22 protein-coding genes are annotated in these 23,814 nt (G+C 69.1%); 8 read left to right on the forward strand and 14 right to left on the reverse strand.

The features are described 5' to 3' along the window. The first annotated feature begins 51 nt into the window (after positions 1 to 51). Entirely contained in the window at positions 52 to 1,026 is a 975-nt protein-coding gene (gene add, locus DI276_RS26455; protein ID WP_112268284.1) for an adenosine deaminase, read from the forward strand. Here add and DI276_RS26460 read toward each other — a convergent pair. Beyond that, positions 993 to 1,499: a hypothetical protein gene (locus DI276_RS26460; protein WP_112268048.1), complete on the reverse strand. Its 507-nt coding sequence runs from the start codon at positions 1,497 to 1,499 to the stop codon at positions 993 to 995. The genes add and DI276_RS26460 overlap by 34 nt on opposite strands. A 331-nt stretch (positions 1,500 to 1,830) precedes the next feature. Next, the gene (locus tag DI276_RS26465) at positions 1,831 to 2,412 is read right to left on the reverse strand and encodes a DUF4240 domain-containing protein (RefSeq protein WP_112268050.1); all 582 of its coding nucleotides are present in this window, start codon (positions 2,410 to 2,412) and stop codon (positions 1,831 to 1,833) included. Positions 2,413 to 2,637: 225 nt separating this feature from the next. Between DI276_RS26465 and hrpA the strand changes: the two genes are divergently transcribed. Together hrpA and DI276_RS26475 are read left to right on the forward strand one after the other, a co-directional pair. After that, positions 2,638 to 6,504 carry an ATP-dependent RNA helicase HrpA gene (hrpA, locus tag DI276_RS26470; protein WP_112268052.1) on the forward strand — a complete coding sequence of 1,289 codons (3,867 nt, stop codon included), beginning with the start codon at positions 2,638 to 2,640 and terminating at the stop codon, positions 6,502 to 6,504. 18 nt (positions 6,505 to 6,522) lie between these two features. Continuing rightward, entirely contained in the window at positions 6,523 to 7,077 is a 555-nt protein-coding gene (locus tag DI276_RS26475; protein WP_157984958.1) for a hypothetical protein, read from the forward strand. Here DI276_RS26475 and DI276_RS26480 read toward each other — a convergent pair. After that, entirely contained in the window at positions 7,051 to 7,398 is a 348-nt protein-coding gene (locus tag DI276_RS26480; RefSeq protein WP_232836929.1) for a winged helix-turn-helix transcriptional regulator, read from the reverse strand. The two genes, DI276_RS26475 and DI276_RS26480, sit on opposite strands and share 27 nt — an antisense overlap. 24 nt (positions 7,399 to 7,422) lie before the next feature. Here DI276_RS26480 and DI276_RS26485 point away from each other — a divergent pair, with 24 nt between their 5' ends. Further along, a complete protein-coding gene (locus tag DI276_RS26485; RefSeq protein WP_112268058.1) occupies positions 7,423 to 7,764 on the forward strand; it encodes a YybH family protein in 342 nt (113 codons plus the stop codon). Here the strand turns inward: DI276_RS26485 and DI276_RS26490 are convergent. The 3 genes from DI276_RS26490 to DI276_RS26500 are packed head-to-tail and all read right to left on the reverse strand — an operon-like array spanning position 7,761 to position 10,550. After that, positions 7,761 to 8,528: an ATP-binding cassette domain-containing protein gene (locus DI276_RS26490; RefSeq protein ID WP_112268060.1), complete on the reverse strand. Its 768-nt coding sequence runs from the start codon at positions 8,526 to 8,528 to the stop codon at positions 7,761 to 7,763. The genes DI276_RS26485 and DI276_RS26490 overlap by 4 nt on opposite strands. Next, entirely contained in the window at positions 8,525 to 9,529 is a 1,005-nt protein-coding gene (locus DI276_RS26495; protein WP_112268062.1) for an ABC transporter permease, read from the reverse strand. Before DI276_RS26495 ends, DI276_RS26490 begins: the two co-directional genes overlap by 4 nt. Before the next feature lie 4 nt (positions 9,530 to 9,533). Next, positions 9,534 to 10,550, reverse strand: a complete 1,017-nt coding sequence (locus tag DI276_RS26500; protein WP_112268064.1) for a sugar ABC transporter substrate-binding protein — start codon at positions 10,548 to 10,550, stop codon at positions 9,534 to 9,536. 157 nt (positions 10,551 to 10,707) lie between these two features. Here DI276_RS26500 and DI276_RS26505 point away from each other — a divergent pair, with 157 nt between their 5' ends. Next, a complete protein-coding gene (locus DI276_RS26505; RefSeq protein ID WP_112268066.1) occupies positions 10,708 to 11,742 on the forward strand; it encodes a LacI family DNA-binding transcriptional regulator in 1,035 nt (344 codons plus the stop codon). Here the strand turns inward: DI276_RS26505 and DI276_RS26510 are convergent. From DI276_RS26510 to DI276_RS26530, 5 genes are all read right to left on the reverse strand, one after another. Continuing rightward, on the reverse strand, positions 11,739 to 12,512 hold the full coding sequence (locus tag DI276_RS26510) for an alpha/beta hydrolase (protein WP_112268069.1): 774 nt from the start codon (positions 12,510 to 12,512) through the stop codon (positions 11,739 to 11,741). The two genes, DI276_RS26505 and DI276_RS26510, sit on opposite strands and share 4 nt — an antisense overlap. Positions 12,513 to 12,522: 10 nt before the next feature. Further along, entirely contained in the window at positions 12,523 to 12,945 is a 423-nt protein-coding gene (locus DI276_RS26515) for a hypothetical protein (protein ID WP_157984959.1), read from the reverse strand. A 93-nt stretch (positions 12,946 to 13,038) separates the two neighbouring features. Continuing rightward, positions 13,039 to 14,007 carry a PP2C family serine/threonine-protein phosphatase gene (locus DI276_RS26520; RefSeq protein ID WP_112268073.1) on the reverse strand — a complete coding sequence of 323 codons (969 nt, stop codon included), beginning with the start codon at positions 14,005 to 14,007 and terminating at the stop codon, positions 13,039 to 13,041. Then, a complete protein-coding gene (locus DI276_RS26525) occupies positions 14,007 to 16,136 on the reverse strand; it encodes a serine/threonine-protein kinase (RefSeq protein ID WP_112268075.1) in 2,130 nt (709 codons plus the stop codon). The genes DI276_RS26520 and DI276_RS26525 overlap by 1 nt, the downstream gene beginning before the upstream one ends. 15 nt (positions 16,137 to 16,151) lie before the next feature. Next, entirely contained in the window at positions 16,152 to 17,108 is a 957-nt protein-coding gene (locus tag DI276_RS26530; protein ID WP_112268077.1) for a glutamate ABC transporter substrate-binding protein, read from the reverse strand. A 107-nt stretch (positions 17,109 to 17,215) separates the two neighbouring features. Here DI276_RS26530 and DI276_RS26535 point away from each other — a divergent pair, with 107 nt between their 5' ends. Continuing rightward, positions 17,216 to 18,193 (forward strand): RNA-guided endonuclease InsQ/TnpB family protein, encoded by a 978-nt coding sequence (locus DI276_RS26535; protein ID WP_112268079.1) that lies wholly within the window; start codon positions 17,216 to 17,218, stop codon positions 18,191 to 18,193. Between the two features lie 14 nt (positions 18,194 to 18,207). Here the strand turns inward: DI276_RS26535 and DI276_RS26540 are convergent, their stop codons facing one another. The 3 genes from DI276_RS26540 to DI276_RS26550 form a co-directional block, all read right to left on the reverse strand. Then, a complete protein-coding gene (locus DI276_RS26540) occupies positions 18,208 to 19,449 on the reverse strand; it encodes a hypothetical protein (protein ID WP_232836930.1) in 1,242 nt (413 codons plus the stop codon). Positions 19,450 to 19,569: 120 nt separating this feature from the next. Further along, positions 19,570 to 19,950: a VOC family protein gene (locus DI276_RS26545; protein ID WP_198680921.1), complete on the reverse strand. Its 381-nt coding sequence runs from the start codon at positions 19,948 to 19,950 to the stop codon at positions 19,570 to 19,572. Between the two features lie 10 nt (positions 19,951 to 19,960). Continuing rightward, positions 19,961 to 20,713, reverse strand: coding sequence for a TetR/AcrR family transcriptional regulator (locus DI276_RS26550; RefSeq protein WP_198680922.1), 753 nt, complete (start codon positions 20,711 to 20,713; stop codon positions 19,961 to 19,963). A gap of 41 nt (positions 20,714 to 20,754) precedes the next feature. On the opposite strand from DI276_RS26550, the gene DI276_RS26555 reads away from it, so the two are divergent. Then, on the forward strand, positions 20,755 to 23,049 hold the full coding sequence (locus DI276_RS26555) for a DEAD/DEAH box helicase (protein WP_112268081.1): 2,295 nt from the start codon (positions 20,755 to 20,757) through the stop codon (positions 23,047 to 23,049). Next, on the forward strand, positions 23,050 to 23,811 hold the full coding sequence (locus tag DI276_RS26560) for an SWIM zinc finger family protein (RefSeq protein WP_112268083.1): 762 nt from the start codon (positions 23,050 to 23,052) through the stop codon (positions 23,809 to 23,811). Positions 23,812 to 23,814 lie beyond the last annotated feature (3 nt).

Consider the following 23,814-nt stretch of genomic DNA (forward strand, 5'->3'; position numbering starts at 1 on the left):
CGGCCGAAAATGCCGGGCGTGCGACCGCGGGTCTGGGTAGCGTCGCCGACCATGCGTGATCTTGCCGCCCTGCCCAAGGCTCACCTGCACGTGCACCTGGAGAGCACGGTGCGGCCGGACACCCTCGCCGAACTCGCGGACCACCACGGCGTCGACGTGCGCGCGCACGCCGGGCCCTACCGCGACTTCGCGGAGTTCGCGGCGCACAACGGGCTCGTGCGGGACTGCCTGCGGCGAGCCGACGACTTCAGCCGGATCGCGTACGAGTTCTGCGCCGAGGAAGCAGCGCAGGGGACCCGCTACGCCGAGGTCACGTTCACCGCGGCTGCGCACGGAGAACGGCTCGGAGATCCGGACCTGCCGCTCGAGGCGGTGCTGGCCGGGCTCGCCGCAGGACAGGCCGCCCACGGCATCGAATGCCGTGTGATCGTGGACCACCCCAGGAAGCGGTCGGTCGCGAGGTTCGCCGAGTCACTTCGGCTCGCGATGGCGCACCCGCACGTCGTGGCGATCGGCACGGCAGGGGCGGAGGACTACCCGCTCACGCCGTTCGCCGCCGTGTTCCGCGCCGCGCGAGACGCCGGGATCGGGCTCGTGCACCACGCCGGGGAGTGTTGTGGCGCGCCGAGTGTGCTCGAAGCGGTGACCGTCGGGCTCGCTGACCGGATCGGCCACGGCTTCCGGGCGCTCGACGATCCGGACGTCGTCGAGCTGCTGCGGGAGCGCGCCGTTCCGCTGGAGGTGTGTCCCTCGTCCAACGTCGTGCTGGGACTGGTCGAATCCGTCTCCTCTCATCCGTTGCCACTGCTCATGGACGCCGGCCTGATCGTCACGCTCAGCACCGACATCCCGTCCGCGACCGGCACCACGCTCACCGACGAGTACCGGCTGCTGCGCGACGAGCTCGGCTTCGACGACGACACCATCGCGGCGATCGCCACCAACGCCGTCGACGCCTCCTTCGCGCCGCCGGACACGAAGGCCTTGCTGCGTCAGGACATCGCCACCTGGCGCGCCGGCTCGTAGCACACCAGGCCGTGCCGGGCCGCCAGCAGCGCCACCAGATCCAGCACCTGCTGCCGGCCCGGCCACACCACGTGCACGATCACCGCGTCCGTCCCCACCGTCAGCGCCTCGTGCCACGACACCGCGGACGCCGGATCCGGCGAGGTCTGCCGCAGCTCCCGCACGAACGCCGCCACCGCCGGCTCGAACGCGCCCAGCGGCGAGGCCCGCAGCTCGGCATAACGAGCCGCCGCCTCCGCCGACGACGCCGGCCCGGGAGCCCGCCACACCACCACGTCGACCGGCACATCCACAGTCATGCCCGCACTCATGCCCATAGCCCTGTCTCCGTTGGTGTCCCCAGTCGTGTCCCCGGTCATGCCGGCGGTCTGGCCCGCAGTCACGTCGGCAGTCGTGTCCGCGGTCGTGTCCGCAGCCGGGCCCACGGCTGCATCCCCGGTCGGCCCCACGGCCGTGTCCGCGGGGGTGTCCATCACGCCACCTTCCCGAACGCGTTCTGGTCCATGCCGAGCACGCTAGCGAGAGGGTCTGACAATTTTCGGCGCCGACCTGTCGTGCCTGGTCAGAACGCCGTACCCGCCGCGGTTCGGGAGCCGGGGCGGAGGTTCGGAGGCTGCAGGAGACGACGCGCCACAGCGAAGTCACGAGGTGGCGGCACGGTCGGCTCCCGACAGAAGCAGCGAACCTCGGGGTACGGGATGGCCGGTGGCGGCGTCCACAACGGAAATGCCGTGCGACGGTGTCCGACTGCACCTGCACGACGCCGCTTGCGGACTGACCTGGAGGCACTGCCCGACCGGCACGTCAGGCCGCCTCCTCCAGCCCTTTCGACAGCTCCCACAACCGCGGCAGCCGCACCGCCGCCTCCAACGGCGAGTCCAGATCCCACACCGGCCCGGTGAACGGCCCGGCGTCGCTCACCCGCACACACCCCAGCACCCGCAGCGCGTTCTCCAGCGAACGCCCCGTCGCCGTGAAGAACGCGTCGTGCGCCACCCGGCCCAAGCCGGCCCACAGCGGCCACGCGCTGTCCGGCCACGAGTCAACGCCCACCGCCAGCAGGGTCCGCACCGCCGGCACGTCCGCCAGTGAGTCCGGGCACGCCGCCACCTCGCGCAGCACCGACCGGCCCAGCCCCACCAGCCACGACTGGAACGCGAAGAATTGGTCCGCGGAACACAACCCGTCGCACAGCACATAAGCCGCGTGCCAGTGTGAGAACGTGTTTACCCGACCGCGCGAGGCACTTAACAACGTCTCGAAGCCCACAATGTCGGCAGGCGGCGACAACGCCAGCTGCGACGTCAGCCACAGACGACGTTCGTGCTGGTCAGAGGTGGCGGTAGCGGAACGTTCGACCAGTCCCCAGAAGACATCGAGGTCCATAACCTGAACGCTATCGGAGGGGTCTGACAATTCTGAACGCCGCCGATCGGACCACCGCCGGAAACCTCGCGACACTTTCCAAGTCAACAAGCACAACCGAAGAGCCGGCGACCTCAGACGAGCACCCGCGACGCCAGACGCGACCGGTGCACCACCACGCCCGCCACGACACCGGACCGTTATTGGCGCGAACGATTCGCGGCGCCTGACTATCCTTGAGCCCAAATGGACACCCCGCTCGCTGAACTGCACAAACGCCTGCCCGAGCTCATGCCGCGTGATCAACGCCGGCTCGCCAGGCGCCTCGACGGCGCACGCCGGGTCTCCGACCCGCTGGCCCGCAAGAAGATCACCGAGGAGATCGCCGCCCAGATCGACGAGGCCGCGCTCAAGGTCGCGCTGCGCAGGGAGTCCGTCCCCAAGATCACCTACCCCGAAGAGCTGCCGGTCAGCCAGCACAAGGACGACATCAAGGACCTGATCGCGCAGAACCAGGTCGTGATCGTCGCCGGTGAGACCGGCTCCGGCAAGACCACGCAGCTGCCCAAGATCTGCCTCGAGCTCGGCCGCGGCATCACCGGCCAGATCGGGCACACCCAGCCACGCCGCATCGCCGCCCGCACCGTCGCCGAACGCGTCGCGGAAGAGCTCGGCACCAAGCTCGGCGACACCGTCGGCTACAAGGTCCGCTTCACCGACCAGTCCGGCGACGACACCCTGGTCAAGCTCATGACCGACGGCATCCTGCTGGCCGAGATCCAGACCGACAGGACGCTGAGCAAGTACGACACGATCATCATCGACGAGGCCCACGAACGCAGCCTCAACGTCGACTTCCTGCTCGGCTACCTCAAACAGCTGCTGCCGCAACGGCCCGACCTCAAGATCGTGATCACGTCCGCCACGATCGACCCGCAGCGCTTCAGCCAGCACTTCGGCGACGCCCCGGTCATCGAGGTCTCCGGCCGCACCTATCCCGTCGAGACCCGCTACCGGCCGCTCGACGAGGAGGACGACCAGACCCAGGGCATCATCAACGCCGTCCACGAACTGCAGGCCGAAGGCCCCGGCGACGTCCTGGTGTTCCTGTCCGGCGAACGCGAGATCCGCGACACCGCCGACGCCCTCAAACAAGAGGATCTCAAGAACACCGAGATCCTCCCGCTCTACGCCCGGCTGTCGGTCGGCGAGCAGCACCGCGTCTTCCAGCGGCACACCGGCAGAAGGATCGTGCTCGCGACCAACGTCGCCGAGACCAGCCTCACCGTGCCGGGCATCAAGTACGTCGTCGACCCCGGCAACGCCCGCATCTCCCGCTACAGCCACCGCCTCAAGGTCCAGCGCCTCCCGATCGAACCGATCAGCCAGGCGAGCGCCAACCAGCGCAAGGGCCGCTGCGGCCGCGTCAGCGAAGGCATCTGCATCCGCCTGTACTCCGAAGAGGACTTCGAGGCACGCCCGGAGTTCACCGACGCGGAGATCCTGCGCACCAACCTCGCCAGCGTCATCCTGCAGATGACCGCCATCGGTCTCGGCGACGTCGCGAAGTTCCCCTTCATCGACCCGCCCGACTCCCGCAACATCAACGACGGCATCGGCCTGCTCCAGGAGCTCGGCGCGATCAACGCCGCCGAGAAGAAGCTCACCCCGACCGGCCGCAAGCTCGCCCAGCTGCCCGTCGACCCGCGCCTGGGCCGCATGGTGCTCGAAGCCGACACCACCGGCTGCCTCACCGAGGTCATGATCATCGCGGCCGCGCTGTCCATTCAGGACCCCCGCGAACGCCCCGCGGACCAGCAGGAGGCCGCGACCCAGCAGCACGCGCGGTTCGTGGACAAGGAATCCGACTTCGTCACGTTCCTCAACCTCTGGCAGTACCTCAAGGAGAAGCAGAAGGAACTGTCCGGCAACCAGTTCCGCAAGCTCTGCAAGAACGAGTTCCTCAACTACCTGCGCGTGCGCGAGTGGCAGGACATCTACCTGCAGCTGCGGCAGGTCGCCAAGCAGATCGGCATGCAGCAGAACGACCAGCCCGGCGACCCCCGCAACATCCACATCGCCCTGCTGTCCGGCCTGCTCAGCCACATCGGCGTCAAGGACATCCTCAAAAAGCAGGCACCGAACGAGAAACGCCGCCCCATGACGGAGTTCCTCGGCGCCCGCAACGCCAAGTTCGCGATCTTCCCCGGCTCCGCGCTCGCCAAGAAACCACCGCAATGGGTGATGGCCGCCGAGCTCGTCGAGACCAGCCGACTCTGGGGCCGCATCGTCGCCAAGATCGAACCCGAATGGGCCGAACGCCTCGGCGAACACGTCGTCAAACGCCAGTACTCCGAACCGCACTGGGAAACCAAACGCGGCAGCGTCGTAGCCCTGGAGAAGGTCACTCTCTACGGCGTCCCCATCGTCGCCGGCCGCAAGGTCAACTACGGCCGCATCGACCCCGAACTGAGCCGCGAGCTGTTCATCCGCCACGCGCTCGTGCAGGGGGAGTGGACCACCCACCACCGGTTCTTCCACACCAACCGCGCCCTGCTCCAGGAAGTCGAGGAGCTCGAGAACCGCGCGCGGCGCCGCGACATCGTCGTGGACGAGGAAACGCTCTACGAGTTCTACGACCAGCGCGTCGCCCCCGAGGTCGTCTCCGCTCGGCACTTCGACTCCTGGTGGAAGAAGCAGAAGGACAAGAACCTGCTCACCTTCACGAAGGACATGCTGGTCAACGACCGCGCCGACGTGAGCCCCGAGCAGTACCCCGACCAGTGGCGCCAGGGCGAGCTCACCCTGCCGTTGAGCTACCACTTCGAACCGGGCACCAAGAACGACGGCATCACCGTCCAACTGCCGTTGCCCGCGTTGACCACGCTCGACGACGACGCGTTCTCCTGGCAGATCCCCGGTCTGCGCCACGAACTGGTCGTCGCGCTGATCCGTTCACTGCCCAAGCAGATCCGCCGCAACTTCGTGCCCGTGCCCGACGTCGCCACCGCCGTCCTCGCCCGCATCAAGCCCGAGGAAACCAGCCTCCTGGGCGGAATCGAACGCGAGCTCAAAGCCCTCACCGGTGTCACCGTGCACCGCGAGGACTGGCAGTTCGACGCCGTCCCCGACCACCTCAAGCTCACCTTCCAGGTCGTCGACGACCAGAACCGCACCCTCGCCGAAGGCAAGGACATCGCGGCGCTGAAGGAAAAACTGCGCGACGAGGTCCGCGAGTCGCTCAGCCAGGCCGCCGGCCACCTCGAACGCACCGGCCTCACCACCTGGGACTTCGACACCCTCCCCAAGACCATCGAACAACGCCAATCCGGCATCACGGTGACGGCTTACCCGTCCCTGGTCGACCAGAGCTCCGCCGTCGCGATCAAGGTCCTCGACACCCCCGGCCGCCAGGCCCACGCCCACCGCCGCGGCGTGCGCAGGCTGCTGCTGATGGGCATCAACTCGCCCGTCAAACACCTGCAACGGCACCTCGACAACGCTGCGAAGCTCGCACTCACCCGCAACCCGCACGGCGGCGTCGCGGCACTGCTCTCCGACTGCATCATGGCCGCCGTCGACCGGCTCATGGGCGAACCCGCCTGGGACGCCACAACCTATGCGGCACAGCTGAAGAAGGTCCAGGCCGCGCTCAACGACACCACCTGGGTCGTCGTGCAGGAAGTCCGCAAGGTCCTGGAAGCCGCCCACGAAGCCGAACTGAAACTCGCCGGCCTCAAGGGCGCCCCCGACTCGGTCGCCGACATCCGCGCGCAGCTCAAGTCGTTGGTGTTCAAGGGCTTCGTCACGCACACCGGCTACGACCGGCTGCCCGACCTCGTGCGCTACCTCAAAGGCATCTCCCGGCGCATCGAGAAGCTGCCCGAGAACCCGCGCCGCGACCTCGAATGGACCGACAAGGTCCACCAGGTCCACGCCGAGTACCGCGAACTGCGCGCCCAGACACCCGCCGACGAACCCGCGCCCGAACTCGACGAGATCCGCTGGATGATCGAGGAACTGCGGCTGTCGTACTTCGCGCAGACCATCGGCACCCGGTACACGGTCAGCGACAAGCGCATCTACAAAGCCTTGGACGCCGTGCCCTTGTAGCGACCGGTACCGTCGGACATGCACCTACACCAAGGCAAGCACAGGTGGGCGGTGTCGAGCGGACCCGGCGACACCTTCGCCCTCTACGTCCGCGACGCCCTCGGCATCAGCACCCCCACCGCCGACGCCATCCCACCCCTGACGCCACCGGTGCCGCGCCTGCCCGGCGTCACGCTGCCCGGCACCTTCGGACCCGAGTGGGACCGGTGGTGGGCGCAGTCCCTCGTCGCCGGCGGCGCCCAGCACGTGCCCGGCCGCTGGCCCGCCGGCCTGCCAAAAGAGCTCGTCGAAGCCCACGAACAATGGGAGCCCGACCGGCGCTCGCCCGAGAACACCCAGCAACGCAACGACGCCAGGGTTGCCTTCTCGAAGCTGCTCAACGAGGTCGTCGAGCAGCTCACCGAAGAACTCGGCCACCCGCCCCTGTTCGAGCTCGACGTCATCGAGATCCCCGTCGAGGGTCAGTTCTGGCGCCGCCTCGGCAAGAGCAAGGTGCTCGTCTCCGAGGAGCTCAAGAGTTCCCGCAACGTCATCGCACCACTGGAATCAGTGATCCGGGAGCTCGCCCAGTAACGCCTCACCCGTCCGGTACAGCTCCACCAGCAACGGCCGCAGCAACAACCCGGCAGACGTCAACGCATACGACGTCCGCACCGGAAAGCCGGGGGAGCGGGAGCAGGACACCAACCCCTGCGCCACCAACGACTCCAGCCGCTCCGTCAGCACCTTCGCGCTCAACGACGGCAGACCGGCCCGCAACGCGGAGAACGACCGCGGCCCGTGCATGAGGTCTCGGAGCACCAAGGTCGCCCACCGGCCGGAAATCGCCGCCAGAGCGACCTCGACCGGGCAGTCCGCAGAAGGCCGGTCCCAGGTCACCGTTTGGTGACCCACTTCGGCGAAAGCAACGCTGTCGGCATGACCATCCACCCCGTCAGTGTCGCCGAAGAATTCGCCAAGGCCTTCAACTCCCACAACGCACAAGGTGTCGAGGCCGTCTACGAGCCCCAAGCCCTGTTCGTCCCCGAGCCCGGCCACACCGTCACCGGCGCCGCCCGCCAAGCCGCCAACCAGCGCTTCCTCGACCTCGGCCTCCCGATCGAGGTCAAGCCGAGGCACGTCTACGAACACGACGGCATCGCGCTGCTCATCGTCGACTGGACCATCGGCGACGTAAAAGGCACCGCCACCGACGTCGCACGCAAAAGCGCGGACGGCCGGTGGCGGTACGTGATCGACAACCCCTTCGGCACGGCCTAGGCGGCAGGCGGCTCCATCGCCCCGGTCATGATCGCCACCGCGTCCGACATCGACACCGACTTCGGGTCCACCACGGCCTTGCGCCGTCCGAGCCGCTGGATGTGGATGCGGTCGGCCACCTCGAACACGTGCGGCATGTTGTGGCTGATCAGGATGACCGGCAGCCCGCGCTCCCGCACCTGCAGGATCAGGTCCAGCACCGCACGGGACTCCCGCACACCCAGCGCCGCGGTCGGCTCGTCCATGATCACGACCCGGCTGCCGAACGCCGCCGCGCGGGCCACCGCCACGGCCTGACGCTGGCCACCCGACAGGGTTTCCACCGCCTGGCCGGGGTTCTGGATCGTCATGATGCCCAGCGCGTCGAGCTGGCGGCGGGCCTCCTCACGCATGCCGGCCCGGTCCAGCATCCGGAACACCGAACCCAGCACACCGGGACGGCGGCGTTCGCGGCCCAGGAACAGGTTCGCCGCGATGTCCAGCGACGGCGCCACCGCCAGCGACTGGTGCACCGTCTCGATCCCCGCGTGTCGGGCATCGATCGGCGACGAGAACGACACCTCCGAGCCCTCGACGAGGATCGAACCCTCGTCCGGGATCACCGCCCCGGACAGCGCCTTGATCAACGACGACTTGCCCGCGCCGTTGTCGCCGATCACCGCGAGGATCTCACCGGGCAGCAGCTCCAGGTCGGAGCCCGCCAGCGCCGTCACCTTCCCGTACCGCTTGACCAGGCCACGGGCCTGCAGCACCGGCGTGGTCATGCCTTCACCTTCCTGATCCACTGGTCCAGCGAGACCGCCACGATGATCAGCACACCGACCGCCATGGTCTGCCACAGCACGTCCACGCCCGCCAGGGCCAGGCCGTTGCGGAACACGCCGACGATCAACGCGCCGATCAGCGACCCCACCACGGCGCCGCGGCCACCGAACAGCGACGTCCCGCCGATCACGACAGCGGTGATCGAGTCCAGGTTGTCGGTCTGCCCGGCCTGCGGCGACGCCGAGGCGATCCGGCCGATCAACGTCCACGCCGCCACCGCGTAGATCAGGCCCGCCGTCGCGTACACCGACAGCAGCACCCGCGCGGTCCGGATACCCGACAGGCGCGACGCCTCCAGGTCGTCACCGGTCGAGTAGACGTGCCGGCCCCACGCGGTGTTCTTCAGAACGAAGGCCATGGCCGCCACCAGCAGCACCAGCATGATCGAGCCGTAGGTGATGCGCGTGCCGCCGACAGTGAACGTCTGACCGGTGAACAACAGCAACGACGGCATGTCCGAGCCGCGGATCGTGGCGCTGCCGGAGTACCAGAGGTTCAACGCGAAGAACACGTTCAACGTGCCCAGCGTGACGATGAACGGCGGCAGCTTCAGCCGCGTCACCAGCAACCCGTTGAGCAGCCCGCACAGCGTGCCCACCAGGAACCCGAGCAGCAACGCCGGCAACCCCGGCAGCCCGGTCTCCGACGCGACCTTGGCCATCACGATCGAGGTCAGCACCATGATCGCGCCGCACGACAGGTCGATGCCGGCCGTCAGGATCACGATCGTCTGCCCCACGGCCAGCGTGCCCACCACCGCGACCTGCTGCAGGATCAGCGAGATGTTGCCAGGAGTCAGGAACCGCTCCGACAGCAGCGCGAACACGATCACCGACACCAGCAGCACCACCGCGGGCCCGATCGTGGCCTGCGAGTGCAACAGGTGCTGAACCCGCGTCAGCAGCGAGCGGTCCCGCTCCTCAACGACAGCAGTCGTCATCTGCTCAGCCCCAGCAGTTCTGCAGGCCGAACGCCGAGTCCTTCGACTCCACGCCGTCGGCCGGCTGGTCGGTGATCAACGTGACGCCCGTGTCGGTGTTGGACGGCTTCGACCCGTCCTTGGCGAACTTCGTCACCGCCTCCACACCCAGCTGCGCCATCTTCAGCGGGTACTGCTGCGACGTCGCGCCGATCACGCCCGCCTTGACGTTGTTCACGCCGGGGCAGCCGCCGTCGACCGAGACGATCACGACGTCCTTCTCCTTGCCCGCCGCCTTCAACGCCTCGTACGCGCCCGCCGCGGCCGGCTCGTTGATCGTGTAGACGAGGTTGACGCCCGGATCCTTCTGCAGCAGGTTCTCCATCGCCGTGCGGCCACCGGACGGGTCGCCGTTGGTCACGTCGTGGCCCACGATCCGCGGGTCGGACTCGTCACCGATCTTGTTCTTGTCCTTCACGTCGACGCCGAAGCCCTCCAGGAAACCCTGGTCGCGCTGCACGTCCACCGACACCTGGTTCGGGTTGAGGTCCAGCAGCGCGATCTTGGCCTGCTTGCCCTCCTTCGCGAACTTCGCCTTCGCCCACTGCCCGATCAGCAGACCGGCCTGGTAGTTGTCCGTGGCGAACGTCGCGTCCGCCGCGGTGGCGGGTTCGAGCTGCGTGTCCAGCGCGATCACCAGCAGCCCCGCCGCCCGCGCCTTGTCCACCGACGGCACGATCGCCTTCGAGTCGCTCGGCGTGATCAGGATGCCCTTCGCGCCCGAGGCGATCAGGTTCTCGATCGCGTCGACCTGCGCCTGGTTGTCGCCGTCCTGCTTGCCCGCGAACGACTGCACCGTCACGCCCGCCGACGAGGCCGCCTTCTGCGCGCCCTCCTTCATCTTCACGAAGAACGGATTCGTGTCGGTCTTGGTCACCAGGCCGACCAGCGTCCCACCGCCCGACGAACCGCCGTTCCCGCACGCCGCCGCGGCCAGCGCCAGCACCGCCACCGCCGTCAGCCCGAACGCTCTGCGCGACATGACTCCTCCTACGTCAACGTTGACGTAACCGACCGGACAAGAGACGGGCACGGTTACGGATGAAGCGGGTATTCCCTTACGTCATCGTTGACGCTAGCTTTCGCAGAGAAGACACGACAAGCAGGCGTTACGCAAGCGTTACCCGAAGTGGGTGGACATGGATCAAGCAGGCGAAAGACGCGAACCCACGATGCGCGACGTCGCGGCACTCGCGAAGGTCAGCACCAAGACCGTCTCGCGCGTCATCAACGGCCTGCCCGGCGCCGGTGCCGAAGTCGTCGAACGCGTCCGCGCCGCCGCCCGCACCCTGGGCTACCGCCCCAACCTCGCCGCCAGCGGCCTGCGCCGCTCCGACAAGCGCAGCGCCACCATCGGCGTGCTGTTCGAGGACCTGTCCAACCCGTTCGACTCCGCCCTGCTGCGCGCCGTCGAGGACCGTGCCCGCCACAACGGCGTGCTCGTGCTCGCCGGCAGCAGCGAGGACGACCGCGCCCTGCAGGGCGAACTGCTCGTCTCGCTCTCGGCCCGCCGCGTCGACGGCGTCGTCGTCATGGCCGCCGGCGGCCACCAGGACGCCCTGCAGCAGGAACGCGAACGCGGCACCCCGATGGTGCTCGTCGACCGGCCACCCACCTTCGGCGGCACCGACTGCGTCACCACCACCAACCGGGAGAGCTCCCGCGAAGCCGTCCTGCAGCTCGCCGCCCTCGGCCACCGCGACATCGCCTACCTCGGCGACCGCCGCACCCTGTGGACCAGCCAGGAGCGCTACACCGGCTACCTCGAAGGCCTCGCCCAGGCCGGCCTCACCCTGCGCGAAGAGCTCGTGCGCACCGACCTGCACGGCGCCGACTTCGCCGAGACCGCGGCCACCGCACTGCTCGACCTCGACCGGCCACCCACCGCCCTGTTCACCGCGCAGAACCTCGTCACCGTCGGCGCCATGCGCGTGCTGCGCGCCCGCGGCCTGCAACGCCGCATCGCGCTCATCGGCTTCGACGACTTCCCGCTCGCCGACATGCTCGAACCCGGCATCACCGTCGTGCGCCAGGACGTCCCCGGCATCGGCCGCAAAGCCGCCGAGCTCATCTTCGCCCGCATCAACGGCGACACCTCACCACCCGTGCACGCCGTCGTCCCCGCCGCCCTCGTGCGCCGCGGCTCCGGCGAGATCGCACCGTCAGCGCCCTAATTCGAGGGGACTGACAACACCGCGTCCACGACCTGCGAACCGGACAGCAGCACCTCGTCGTTGTGATCGGCGCCCGCGACCTCGATCAACCTCGCCCGCGCCGCCGTCGCCACCGCACGGCTCTGCTCAGGCGGCACCACCGAGTCCGCCGTCCCCAGGATCACCGTCGTCGGAACGTCCAACGACGACACCCGCTCGACCACCGGGTACTTGTCCTGCAACAACATCTTCACCGGCAGCCACGGATAGTGGTGCGACCCGACCGACGCCAGCGACACGAACGGCGACCGCAGCACCAGCCCCAGCGGCGCGCGATGAGTCGCCAGCTCCACCGCCACCGCCGCGCCCAGCGACTCGCCGAAGTAGATCACCGGACCGTCGATCAGGTCCAACGCCGCCCGCGAGTCGTAGGTCAGCCCCTCCTCGGACGGAGTGCCGGGGTTGCCGCCATAACCGCGGTAGTCGAACAGCAGGACGGACAGCCCGCGGTCGGTCAGCTCCCGCGCCAGCGGCACCCGCCCCAGCCGGTTACCGCCGTTGCCGGGGAACACGATCACCGTCGCCGGCGCGTCCCGCACCTCGAAGTGCCAGCCGTCGAGCAGCAGACCGTCCGCCGTCACCAGCCGGACATCACGCCCACCGGGCAGCACCTCCTCTGCGGACGGCAGCGGACCGGGGGAGGGGAAGTAGACCAGCTTGCGCTGAAAGGCGAAGACCACGGCGACGATGGTGACAACCACCGCCACCGCGATCAACACCGGCCTCCTCATGGAGGCAATTTCAGCATCTCTTCTCGGTCTTGACGGTGAACGCGTAGCTGGGATCGACGACGAAGTCGACCATCGCCCCCGCCGCACGCGTGCACACCGACAACGTGTCCGTGCCCTTGGACCACACGGCCTGCTGGTTGCGCGGCGCCTTCACGTGGCCGTTCGAGACGGTGGTCTCGACCCACGTGGAGACCTGGAAATCACCAGCACGGGAGGCGTAGGAGTCCCACACGTACACGTAGGACCAGTTCTTGCCGCACCCCTTGAACTGTTTCACCGACGCCCACGCGTTGGAGGAGTCGCCGTTGATGTAGGCGGTCTTGCCGATCTGCGTCACCGGGCCACACCCAGGCGCCGACTCGGCGTGCGCCACCCCGGACGAGAGCCCGGCCAGCGCGAAAGCGGCCACCGCCGCGACAGAAACGAATCTCACGCCACGACGGTGCCCGCCGCCAGTTAGCCGGCGGTAAATCCGCCGCGCCAGCACGAATTCACCAGAAGGTGTGAACTTCGAGAAGTCCACGACCTAGGGCGCAGGCGCGAACGGCACCAGTACGACGGTGATGTTGTCGTGGCCACCCGCTTCGAGGGCGACCTTCACGAACTCCTCCGGCCCCGACCCCAGCAGCGGCTGCAGGTCCTCCGGCTGCGGCCGGTAGTTGTGCAGCCCGTCCGAACACAGCACGAACACGCCCGGCGACGTCGGCTGCAGCGTCGTGACCTGCGGAACCACCTGGCCGGCGTCCGCGCCGATCCACCGCGACAGCACGTGCGCGCGACGGTCCGTGCGCGCCTGCTCCTCGGTCAGCACGCCCTCCGCGACCAGCTGCGCCGCCCACGTGTCGTCGGTCGTGAGCTGCTTGGAACCCTCCTCGGACAACCAGTACGCGCGTGAGTCGCCGACCCACCCGATCGTCACCGAGTTGTCCATGACCAGTGCCGACACGAACGTGCACGACGGCGCGACACCTCGGCCACCCGCCTCGACCGGCTCGTTCTCCACGAGCTGCTCGACCGCGAAGCACGAGGCCGAGACGGCGTCGATCATCGCCTGCTCCGGGTCGGCGGTGTCGATCAGCGCGTTCAGCAGCACGTCCACCGCAGCGTCGGCAGCGGCCTGCGAAGCCTGCTCGGCGCGCTCGGAGGACGCCACCCCGTCGCAGACGACCGCGGCGACACCCTTGCCCGCCACGTGCCCGAACGCCATCGAGTCCTCGTTGCGCGCCCGCCGCTTGCCCCGGTCGCTGACACCCGAGACCGCACCGAGCGTGTACTCGACCCGGTCACGCGCCGATGGCTGGTGACGGCCGCACTGGGTGCAGTAGTCCTCGTCATCGATGTCGGGCGAGCCGCACAAGATGCACGAGGCCTGCGCGGGACCGGTCGGCCCGCCCAGCGGCGTGCGGCGGACCAGCAGGTTGCGCCCGCACGCCTCGCAGAACCGGTCCTCCGGCGCTACGGGCGCGAAGCACTCCGGGCACTTCAGGGTGTCCATCAAACCAACGTCCTAGGCCTTACCGCGTTCGCGCGGTCCACCAATGCGATCCGTTCCTCCGGCGTGGCCGCGAACCGGGCCAGCGTGCGGTAGCGCTGCTCGAGACCCAGCCGAAGCTCGTGTTCGGAGAGTGCACAGTCCAGCACCCTCCCCTCAGCGGCCTGATTGCGGGTCACGTACTCGTACGCCGCCTCCAGCAGCTCCGCCGACAGCTGGGTGTGCGAATGCACGTCGATGTCCAAGGCGCGCAACCGTTCCCCGGCCGCGACGAGGTCCTCCGCGTCGCTGTGACCGAGCTGCGCGCGCACCGCCGCGATCTGCGCCGCGAGATGTTGTGAGGAAGTGTCCGGAACGGACAGCAGCACGTCGACCGCTCGCGCCCGGTCACCACACGCCAGCAGCACACGCGCCAGCCCGAACGCCGCCGACACGTACGCGTGGTCCGTGCGCCACACCAGCTCGTACCAGCCGGCCGCCGCCTTCAGATCACCCATCGCCTCGTGACACACGCCCAGCGCGAGCTTCGGCGCCGCCTCACCCGGCACCGCCGAGCACACCGCGTCGAAGAACCCCAGCGCGTCGCCGGGACGCTTGTCCATCAGCGCGGCGAGACCCCGGTACCAGTCCGGCCGCCAGTCCTCGGGGTCCAGTTCGGACTCGTCGAACAGCGACGGCCCCGTCAACCCCTCCAGCTCGCGCAGAGCGGCCTCGGTGTCACCGGACTCGATCAGCACCCGCACGATCCGGAACCGCACCTCCACGGTCAGCTCCGGTGCCTTGCGCAGGCCGGCCGGGTCCGACGTCGTCGCCGTCGCCAGCCAGGAGGCGGCCGCGTCCGAGGTGCTCACGCTCGGCGCGGGCAACGCCGCCGCGACCTCGGCCAGGTCCAGCGCACCCTCCACGCCGAATCGGCGCCGCTCCGGCGTGAACTGCCGCGACGGGCCGGGCCGCTGCACGTCGTCCTCGATCGCCAGCACCTCGCGCAGCACGCCGGTGAGCTGGTCTGCCATGTCCTCGGCGGAGGAGAACCGCAGCTCGGGATTCGGGTTCGTGGCGCGCAGCAGCAGCCGGTGGAACGACTCGAAGCGGCCCAGCAGCGGTTCCTCGTCCACCGTGGGCAGCCGGTCCTTGCACCGGCCGCGGAAGTCGAACGGGAAGCTCATCACCGCCAGCGCCCGGCCCACGGTGTAGATGTCGGAGAACACCGACGGCCCGATCGTGCCGATCTCCGGCGCCTGGTAGCCGATCGTGCCGTAGATGGGGGAGTGGTGGTCGTCGATGCGCCGCACCGCGCCCAGGTCGATCAGCTTGAGCTGCTCCTCTGTGTGGATCATGTTGTCCGGCTTGAAGTCGCAGTACAACAACCCCACACCGTGCAGGTACCCGACCGCGGGCAGGATCTCCAGCACGTACGCGATGGCCTGAGCGAGCGGCAGCGCCTCGTCGCCGCGGCCCTCCCGGCGCCGGCGCGTGATCATGTCCTTGATGGACTCGCCGCCGACGTACTCCATCACGATGTACTCGACGAGCTTGGCGGTCTCGCGGTCCTCGTGCCGGATGAAGTTGTGGATCTTCACGATGTTCGGGTGCTCGACCTCGGCCAGGAACCTGCGCTCGGCCAGCGCCGCCGCCATCGCGTCGGCGTCACCCGAGTCGAGCAGGCCTTTCAGCACCACCCACCGGTCGCTCACCGCGTGGTCCAGCGCCAGGTACAGCCACCCCAGACCACCGTGCGCCAGACACCCCAGCACCTCGTACTGGTCGTGCAGCACCTCACCCGGCTCGAGCTTCGGCGTGAACGAGTACGCGTGCCCGCACTGCGGGCAGAACCCCTCCACCCGGCCCGGCTTGCCGTCCTTGCGCCGCCCGACCTTCTTGCCGCACTTCGAGCAGAACCGCTTGGCCTCCGGCACCTCCGGGTGCTCCAGCACCGCGGTCTTCGGATCCCGGTACGGCACCCGCGGCACCTCGACCAGGCCCGCGCCCAGCCGGCCGCGGCTCATCGACCGCGCGCTGCCCCGCCGCGAGCGGCCCGAGTTCGAGCGCGAGACCTCCTGCGACACCGACCAGGGTGCGGTCCCCGGTGCCGTCGCGGGCCCGGTCACGGGCAGGTCAAGTTCTTCACCCATCGTCGCGACCCCTCCCTAGTCCCGATAACGAGCGACGGGCGGCGCTGGTGCCGGACCCAGCGTGTTCAGCCAGCGCCGGTAGATCCCGCTCCACGAACCGTCGGTGCGCATCCGCTCCAGCACACCGTTGACGAACCGGACCAGGTCCTCCTGACCCTTCGGGATGCCCACCCCGTACGGCTCCTCGGTGAACCGCGCCCCTACCACCTCGGTGTACGGGTCCTGCGCCGCCAGGCCCGCCAGGATCGTGTCGTCGGTGGAGATCGCGTCCGTCTGCCCCTGCTGCAGCATCACCAGGCAGTCCGTCCAGTTCGGCACGCTCACCGTCGTCTTCACCCGGTTCACGACGTTGTTCAGCGACGTCGACCCCGACGCCACGCACACCTTCTTGTCCGCGAGGCTCTCCACGCCCGTGATGCCGGAGTTGCGCCGCGTCAGCACCCGCTGCCCCGCCTGGTAGTAGACCTGGGAGAAGTCCACGTCCTTCAGCCGGTCGCAGGTCACCGTCATGGTCCGCACGACGACGTCGACGTCACCGCTCTTCAGCACCCCGATCCGTTCCGCCGAGGTGACCACCTTGAACTGGATCTTCTTCTCGTCGCCGAAGATGGCCTTCGCGATCTGCCGCGCCACGTCGACGTCGAAGCCCTCCAGTTCGCCGGTGAACGAGTTGCGGAACCCCATCAGGTACGAGTTCTGGTCCACACCCGCGATCAACCGGCCGCGCTGGAGGATCCGTTCCATGGTCGAACCCGGCGGCATCTGACCCGCCGCCGGCAGCGGACCCGGCCGCAGGCTCGCCGTCGCGTCGCAGGACGGTGAGGGGCCCGCAGTACTGCTCGGGGCGGCCGTGACCGTGCTCGCGCCGGCCGGCTGCGGTACCGGAGCGGTGCGCGGGATGATCTCGCTCGGTGCCGGACCGGCCGAACACGCGCTGAGCAGCATCACCGCTGCGAGTGTCAGTCGCCTCATCGGTACTCCCAACGGTGCGTTCTCCCGGCTCCCGCATTGCGGGGAAGTCGGTTGGCACCAGAACCGACCGAGTGGTGCTCTGCATTCGGGTGTTCGCTAGCCTGTCTGTGCCGTTGCAGCAATGTCTGCGGCACCTCCAGGCAGCGTTCACGGCGTTCTGGCACAAGCGTGCGCGGCACCCGCGATTCAAGGCTCGCAAGCGAGGAATCTCCTCCGCCGAGTACACGCGTTCCGCGTTCCGGTGGCTGGACGGCAAGCTGACGCTGGCCAAGATGAGCCAGCCGCTGCTGATCGTGTGGTCGCGGCCATTGCCTGAAGGCGCCGATCCGTCGACAGTCACCGTTTCCCGCGATCCCGCCGGTCGCTGGCATGTCTCGATCTTGACGGAGTCCGCCGTCGCCACGCTGCCGCCCGCGGAAGGGCGGGTCGGCGTGGACGCCGGGCTGAGCGCACTCATCACGCTGTCGACCGGAGAGAAGACGGCCAATCCGCGACATGGTGAGCGCGACAGGCACCGGCTGGCACGCGCGCAGCGTGCGCTGGCGCGCAAGCAGAGGGGATCGAAGAATCGGCTCAAGGCTCGGCAACGAGTCGCCCGAGTCCACGCCAGGATCGCCGACCGTCGTCGCGACTACCTGCACAAGGTCACCACTCGCCTCGTTCGTGACAACCAAACGATCGTGATCGAAGACTTGGCCGTGCGGAACATGCTGAGCAACCGGCGACTGGCGCGTGCGATCAGTGACGCGAGTTGGGCGACACTCCGCTCGATGCTCGAGTACAAGGCGGAGTGGTACGGACGAGACGTCCTCGTGGCCGATCGCTGGTGCCCGAGCAGCAAGAAATGCTCGATGTGCGGTCGCTCGCTCGATCAGCTGACGCTGTCCGACCGCGAATGGACGTGTTCCTGCGGGACAGTGCACGATCGCGACATCAATGCTGCCCGTAACATCCTCGCCGCCGGGCTGGCGGTCGCTGCCTGTGGAGGGGACGTAAGACCAACCTGGCACAAGCCAGGAAGGCAGTCGCCGGTGAAGCAGGAAACCCGTCCCGCGAGGGTCGGAACTTCCCGCCTGCAGTTCTAGGCGTGGGAGGGAAGTCAACGGTACTCCTTGAGCCGCTGCCACAACCCCATCGTCGATCCCACTGCGCTGATCACCGCCAGCACCAGCACCCCGACCACCGTGCCCGCGAGCGACGACCGCGCCACCGTCACCTCGTCGCTGAAGTCCTGCCGCGCCTCGCCGATCGCCCGCACCAGGTCCTGGTCCAGCGAGTCGAAGTACGGGTTGTTGATCAACGCCACCGCGTCGTTGTACTGCCCGGCGTCGTCGGCCTCGCGGATGCGTTGGTGCACCTGCTGCCACTGCCGGAAGTGCCGCATCGCCTGGTCGACGGCCTCGCTGCTCTCCAGCCGCATCGCCTGGTCGAGATCCGCCTCCAGCCGTTCGGAGACCTCGACGAAGTTCTTCTCGTACGCCTGGCCCGCACCCCGCGCGACCAGCGTCAACGTCTCCTCACCGCGGGCGGTCAGGGTCGCGATCCGGGCTTTGGCCAGCACGTCGACCTTCGCCGACGCCGTGCGCGAGTCACCCACGTCGTTCATCACCAGCACCGACACCGTGGTGACCCACAGCAGGGAGATGGTGGCCGCGGTCGTCGCCACCAGCAGCCCGATGTTGAGCAGCCGGTTCGTCTTGCGGGTCAGATAACGCTGCGTGAGCACCAGCGCGATCACGAACGCCAGCGCCACCCCCACCGACACCCACGGGAAGTCCGCCTCGTCCTGCGCCCGCGCCACCCGGTCAGTCTCCGCCCGATACAGCTCCTGCGCCGCCGGAAGCAGCTGCGTGCGCATCAACCCGGAGGCCTCGCGCAGATACGCCGCGCCGACCGGGAAACCCTGCCGGTTGTTCGTCCGCGCCGTCTCGATCAGTCCCGTGTAGACCGGCAGCTGAGCCGCGAGCGTCGCCGTCAGGTCCGGGGAGGAGGCGGTCGCCACCGACAGCGCGGCCTGGGCCTGCGCGATGTCCGCCTCGTAGCGTTCCCGCAGCGCAGGCGGCTCCAGCCCGCCGGACAGGAACGCGCTCGCCGCCGTGGCGTCCGCGTCCTGCAGCGCCCGGTAGACCTCCTGCGCCGCGTGCGAGAGCGGCTCCGACCGCGTCGCCAGGTCGTCGAGCGCCCGTTCCTGCCGGTTGACGCTCCACGTCGTCAGCCAGCCGCTGGCCAGGCTCGCCAGCACGAGCACGACGATGATCAGGCTCAGCCGGCCCGGTGTCGACCGCGCGAGACCGGTGACCCGGCGCACGAGCGCCTGCCGCGGCTGCGAGTCGATCACCACGAGCGGGCCTCCCGGTGCCAAGTTGATCGGCGTGGCGTAACTGTAGGCACCCGTGCGGCACCGCGTGGGAATTAACGACGCATCCCGCGAGGTGTCACTGAGCCGTAACCGCTGAGCGGCTCACGGCCAGGTTCGGGCGAGCCTGCGAAACGTCTCGGGATCGCTGTGCACAGGTACCACGCAGAGCAGGTGACCGCCGGGCGCGCGCAACGTGTGGCAGTCCAGCCAGCGCGAGACCGGCTCCGCGCCCAGGGCCGTCAGCCGGGCGACCTCCGCCTCGACGTCGTCGGTCTCGATGTCGACGTGATAGCGCGGCGCGTCGTCGACCGCCTGGATGTCGACGGTCAAGCCCGGCAGGGCGCCGTCCAGTGCCGTGAACTGCTCCTCGCCCGCCACCGGACGCGCCGGGACCCCCAGCGCGGCGGACCAGAAGCTCGCTGCCGAGCCGGCTTGTGCGACCGGTGTGTCGATGAAGATCCCGAACAGTCGACTGTGATGCACGGCGCCGAGCCTAGGTGCGCGACGTGATCAGGCGGGCGATGCCGTCCAGGATCATCTCCAGGCCGAACTCGAACGAGTGCTCCGGGCTGAACGCGCTCTGGTGCGCCTCGCCGACCGCGCCGCCGACCCGTGCCGCCACGGGGAAGCGGGCCGGGTCGAACACCGTCATCAGCACCGGCGCCGCCGCGTCCCACCACTGCTGGTCGGTCAGCCCGGTCTCCTGCTCGGTCAGCGCCGCCGCGGTCAGGCCGCGCGCCGAGTTCTGCACGTGCCCGAGCACCAGGTTCAGCACCGAGTCCATCTCGACGTCGGACAGCCCGATGCCCTCCAGTCCGCGCAGTTCGAAGTCGTACTTCGCCGCCACCTGCGGGCCCAGGACCGTGCGCGACGGCGCCACCTGCAACAACCACGGATGCCGCCGGTACAGGGCCAGGTTCTCCCGCGCCACGTACGTCAGGTGCTCCCGCCAGCCGTCGGCGAGGGCACGTCCGGTCACGGCCTGCACCGTGTCGACCATGACGTCGATGAGCTCGCCCTTGCCTGGTACGTAGGTGTAGAGCGACATCGTCCCCACGCCCAGCGACTCGGCCACGCGGCGCATCGACAGCGCCTTGAGCCCGTCGGCGTCGGCCAGCGCGATGCCCGCCTGCACGATCCGGTCCACGCTCAGGTCGGGCTTGCCCTTGCGGGACACCCGCTCCTGGGTCCGCCACAGCAACGCCAGCGTGCGCGCCGGGTCACCGCTGCCCGTGTGTTCGATCACGAACGTGACCCTACCGTACCGTATGGTGTACGGTACATAGTATGTTCGGCGAGCTGAGTGGAAAATCCCTGTTCGATGCACTACCTGACGCGCTGAACGACTCCGGTTACTGGGGAGTGGCCACCGCGACGGCGCTCAACCTCGTCGCACGCGGCCGCATCGTGCCGAGCGTGACCGAAGACGGCCGCGACACCTGGCGGATCGGGCCGCTCGACCACGCGGATGAACTGCACCTGCGGCAGCTCGCGGCCCACGGCGACTACGACGAGCTGCGCGCGTTCCTGGACGCGGTGGCGGACGTGCTGCCACGAGGTGGGGCGGAAGGCCCGTTCGCGGCCGCCGAACCCTGCCACGTGCCGGAGCTGAAACCGTGGGCGGACGAGCAGATCAAGCTGTCCCTGCGCATAGAAACCACCGACGACCTGCGGTTCCGCGCGATCGTGCAGGTCCGCGGCATCACCGACCCCTATCCCCAGGACGTGCGCGGATCCGGGCGTGAGCTCGACGCCATCCGGGCGATCGGCCGCGCCACCTGGCCACCGCTGCAGCGCCTGCTCGACCAGGCCGCGCTCACCGACGACGAGGTCACCGAACTCCTCGGCACCGACATCGAGGTGCACTGGCCCAAGAACCTCGCCACCTCGTTGTCCGCAAAGGCCGTCATCGGCGAGGCCAGCGGCAAGTTCAAGGCCAACGACCTGCTGGAGTTCAACTGGCAGCTCGCGCTCGGCGACGAAGAGCTCACCGACGCCGAGATGGACGTCATCGCCGAAGCCAGCCGCCCGGTCGTGAAGCTGCGCGACCAGTGGGTGCTCGTCGACCCGAAGCTCAAGCAGAAGGCCCGCCAGCAGCTCAGCCCGATCACCGCCGTCCAAGCCGTGACCGCCGCCCTCACCGGCACGGCGGTCGTCGACGGCGAACACGTCGACGTCGCCCCGCACAGCCTCACCACCGCGATCACGACCGTCCCGGAGATCCCGGCACCCGCGGGCCTGCAGGCGACCCTGCGCGACTACCAGCTGCACGGCCTGCGCTGGCTCGCCCACATGCTCGACCTCGGCCTCGGCGCCTGCCTCGCCGACGACATGGGACTCGGCAAGACCATCACGCTCATCGCCCTGCACCTGCACCGTCGCCAGGAACCCGCGCTCGTCGTCTGCCCCGCCTCCCTGCTGGGCAACTGGGAACGCGAGATCCACCGGTTCGCCCCCGGCACCCGCGTCACCCGCTACCACGGTCCACAACGGACCCTCGCCGACGACGGCGTCGTGCTGACCACCTACGGCACCATGCGCCTCGACGCCGAGGCGTTGCGGAACCACGAGTGGGGCATGGTCGTCGCCGACGAAGCCCAGCACATCAAGAACCCGCACTCCGGCACCGCCAAAGCACTCCGCTCGATCCCCGCGGGCGCGCGGGTGGCGTTGTCCGGTACTCCGGTGGAGAACTCGCTGTCCGAGCTGTGGTCCATCCTGGACTGGACGACACCGGGGTTGCTCGGTACGCACCGCGCGTTCCGCACCCGCTGGCCCGAACCCGACGACACCCTCGCCAAGGTCGTGAAGCCGTTCCTGCTGCGCCGCCGCAAGTCCGACCCCGGCGTCGCCCCCGAACTGCCCGCCAAGACCGAGACCGACCTGCCCGTCTCGCTCACCACCGAACAGGCCGCGTTGTACGAGGCGCTGACCAGGGAGATCCTCGACCAGATCGCCGGCAGCGACGGCATCGCGCGCCGCGGCCTGGTGCTGAAACTGCTCACCGGCCTCAAGCAGATCTGCAACCACCCGTCGCACTACCTCGGCCACGCCACCCTGCAGGGCACGTCCGGCAAGCTCGACCTGCTCGACGAACTGCTCGACACGATCGTCGCCGAGGACGGTTCGGCGCTGATCTTCACCCAGTACGTCGGCATGGCCCGGCTGCTCGAACAGCACATCAAGCAGCCCACCAGGTTCCTGCACGGCGGCACCCCGGTCCCGCAGCGCGAGCAGATGGTCGACGACTTCCAGCAGGGCCGGGCACCGGTCTTCCTGCTGTCGCTGAAAGCCGCCGGCACCGGCCTCAACCTCACCAGGGCCGACCACGTGATCCACTTCGACCGCTGGTGGAACCCCGCCGTCGAGGACCAGGCCACCGACCGCGCCTACCGCATCGGCCAGACCCAGCCCGTGCAGGTGCACAAGCTCGTCACCGAAGGCACCGTCGAGGAACGCATCGCCGCGCTCCTGCAGGACAAGCGCGATCTCGCCGACGCCGTCCTGCACGGGGGAGAGGCCGCGTTCACCGAGCTCACCGACGCCGAACTCGCCGAACTGGTCCAGCTGAGGAGCCTGTAGATGACCGCACGCGGATTCGCCGCGTTCCCCAAGGTGAAACGCCGCGTCGCCACGACGTGGTGGGGCAAGGCCTGGGTCAAGGCCCTCGAGGACACCGCCCTCGACCAGAGCCTGATCCGCCTCGGCCGCCGCTACGCCCACGCCGGCGTCGTCGGCCCGATCACCGTCAGCCCAGGACGCCTGCACGCCCAGGTGCACGACGACGACACGCTCTACAACACCACCGTCCACGTCCCCGTGCTCACGGAAGTCCAATGGGGACGGTTCCTCGACCGCGTCGCCGAACACGCCGGCCACATCGCGGCGCTGCTGGACAACGACATGCCGCGCTCGCTGGTCGAGGCCGCCGAAGAGTCCGGTGTGGACCTGCTGCCCGGCATCGGCGACCTCGAACCCGACTGCGACTGCGACGACTGGGAACTGACGCCGTGCCGGCACGCGGCCGCGCTCGCGTTCCAGGTCGGCTGGCTGCTCGACGCCGACCCGTTCGTCCTCCTGCTGCTCAGGGGAAAACCGGAACAGGAACTCCTCGACGCGCTGCGGATTCGCGTCGCGGGACCCGTCGGCGCCAGAACACCTGTGGTGGTTTCGCACGAACCCGCAGGTCAACTGCCCGCTCGGCCAGGCCTTCCGACCACCACACCTGTGGTGCTCGCGGTCGAACCACCACCCGGCTTCGACGCCGCGGACCTCACCGCGTTGATGGAGATCGCCGCGAAGAGAGCACGCGCGCTGCTGCGTTCGGGCACTCTCGAAGGGTGATCA

Origin of the sequence: Lentzea terrae, assembly GCF_003265345.1 — a bacterium.
Classification (GTDB): Bacteria; Actinomycetota; Actinomycetes; order Mycobacteriales; family Pseudonocardiaceae; genus Lentzea; species Lentzea terrae.

Excerpts from the sequence above, each read along its gene's own strand:
- add (WP_112268284.1), top strand. The coding sequence starts at position 52 with ATGCGTGATCTTGCCGCCCTGCCCAAGGCTCACCTGCACGTGCACCTG.
- DI276_RS26460 (WP_112268048.1), bottom strand. The coding sequence starts at position 1,499 with ATGGACACCCCCGCGGACACGGCCGTGGGGCCGACCGGGGATGCAGCC.
- DI276_RS26465 (WP_112268050.1), bottom strand. The coding sequence starts at position 2,412 with ATGGACCTCGATGTCTTCTGGGGACTGGTCGAACGTTCCGCTACCGCC.
- hrpA (WP_112268052.1), top strand. The coding sequence starts at position 2,638 with ATGGACACCCCGCTCGCTGAACTGCACAAACGCCTGCCCGAGCTCATG.
- DI276_RS26475 (WP_157984958.1), top strand. The coding sequence starts at position 6,523 with ATGCACCTACACCAAGGCAAGCACAGGTGGGCGGTGTCGAGCGGACCC.
- DI276_RS26485 (WP_112268058.1), top strand. The coding sequence starts at position 7,423 with ATGACCATCCACCCCGTCAGTGTCGCCGAAGAATTCGCCAAGGCCTTC.
- DI276_RS26490 (WP_112268060.1), bottom strand. The coding sequence starts at position 8,528 with ATGACCACGCCGGTGCTGCAGGCCCGTGGCCTGGTCAAGCGGTACGGG.
- DI276_RS26495 (WP_112268062.1), bottom strand. The coding sequence starts at position 9,529 with ATGACGACTGCTGTCGTTGAGGAGCGGGACCGCTCGCTGCTGACGCGG.
- DI276_RS26500 (WP_112268064.1), bottom strand. The coding sequence starts at position 10,550 with ATGTCGCGCAGAGCGTTCGGGCTGACGGCGGTGGCGGTGCTGGCGCTG.
- DI276_RS26505 (WP_112268066.1), top strand. The coding sequence starts at position 10,708 with ATGGATCAAGCAGGCGAAAGACGCGAACCCACGATGCGCGACGTCGCG.
- DI276_RS26510 (WP_112268069.1), bottom strand. The coding sequence starts at position 12,512 with ATGAGGAGGCCGGTGTTGATCGCGGTGGCGGTGGTTGTCACCATCGTC.
- DI276_RS26520 (WP_112268073.1), bottom strand. The coding sequence starts at position 14,007 with ATGGACACCCTGAAGTGCCCGGAGTGCTTCGCGCCCGTAGCGCCGGAG.
- DI276_RS26525 (WP_112268075.1), bottom strand. The coding sequence starts at position 16,136 with ATGGGTGAAGAACTTGACCTGCCCGTGACCGGGCCCGCGACGGCACCG.
- DI276_RS26530 (WP_112268077.1), bottom strand. The coding sequence starts at position 17,108 with ATGAGGCGACTGACACTCGCAGCGGTGATGCTGCTCAGCGCGTGTTCG.
- DI276_RS26555 (WP_112268081.1), top strand. The coding sequence starts at position 20,755 with ATGTTCGGCGAGCTGAGTGGAAAATCCCTGTTCGATGCACTACCTGAC.
- DI276_RS26560 (WP_112268083.1), top strand. The coding sequence starts at position 23,050 with ATGACCGCACGCGGATTCGCCGCGTTCCCCAAGGTGAAACGCCGCGTC.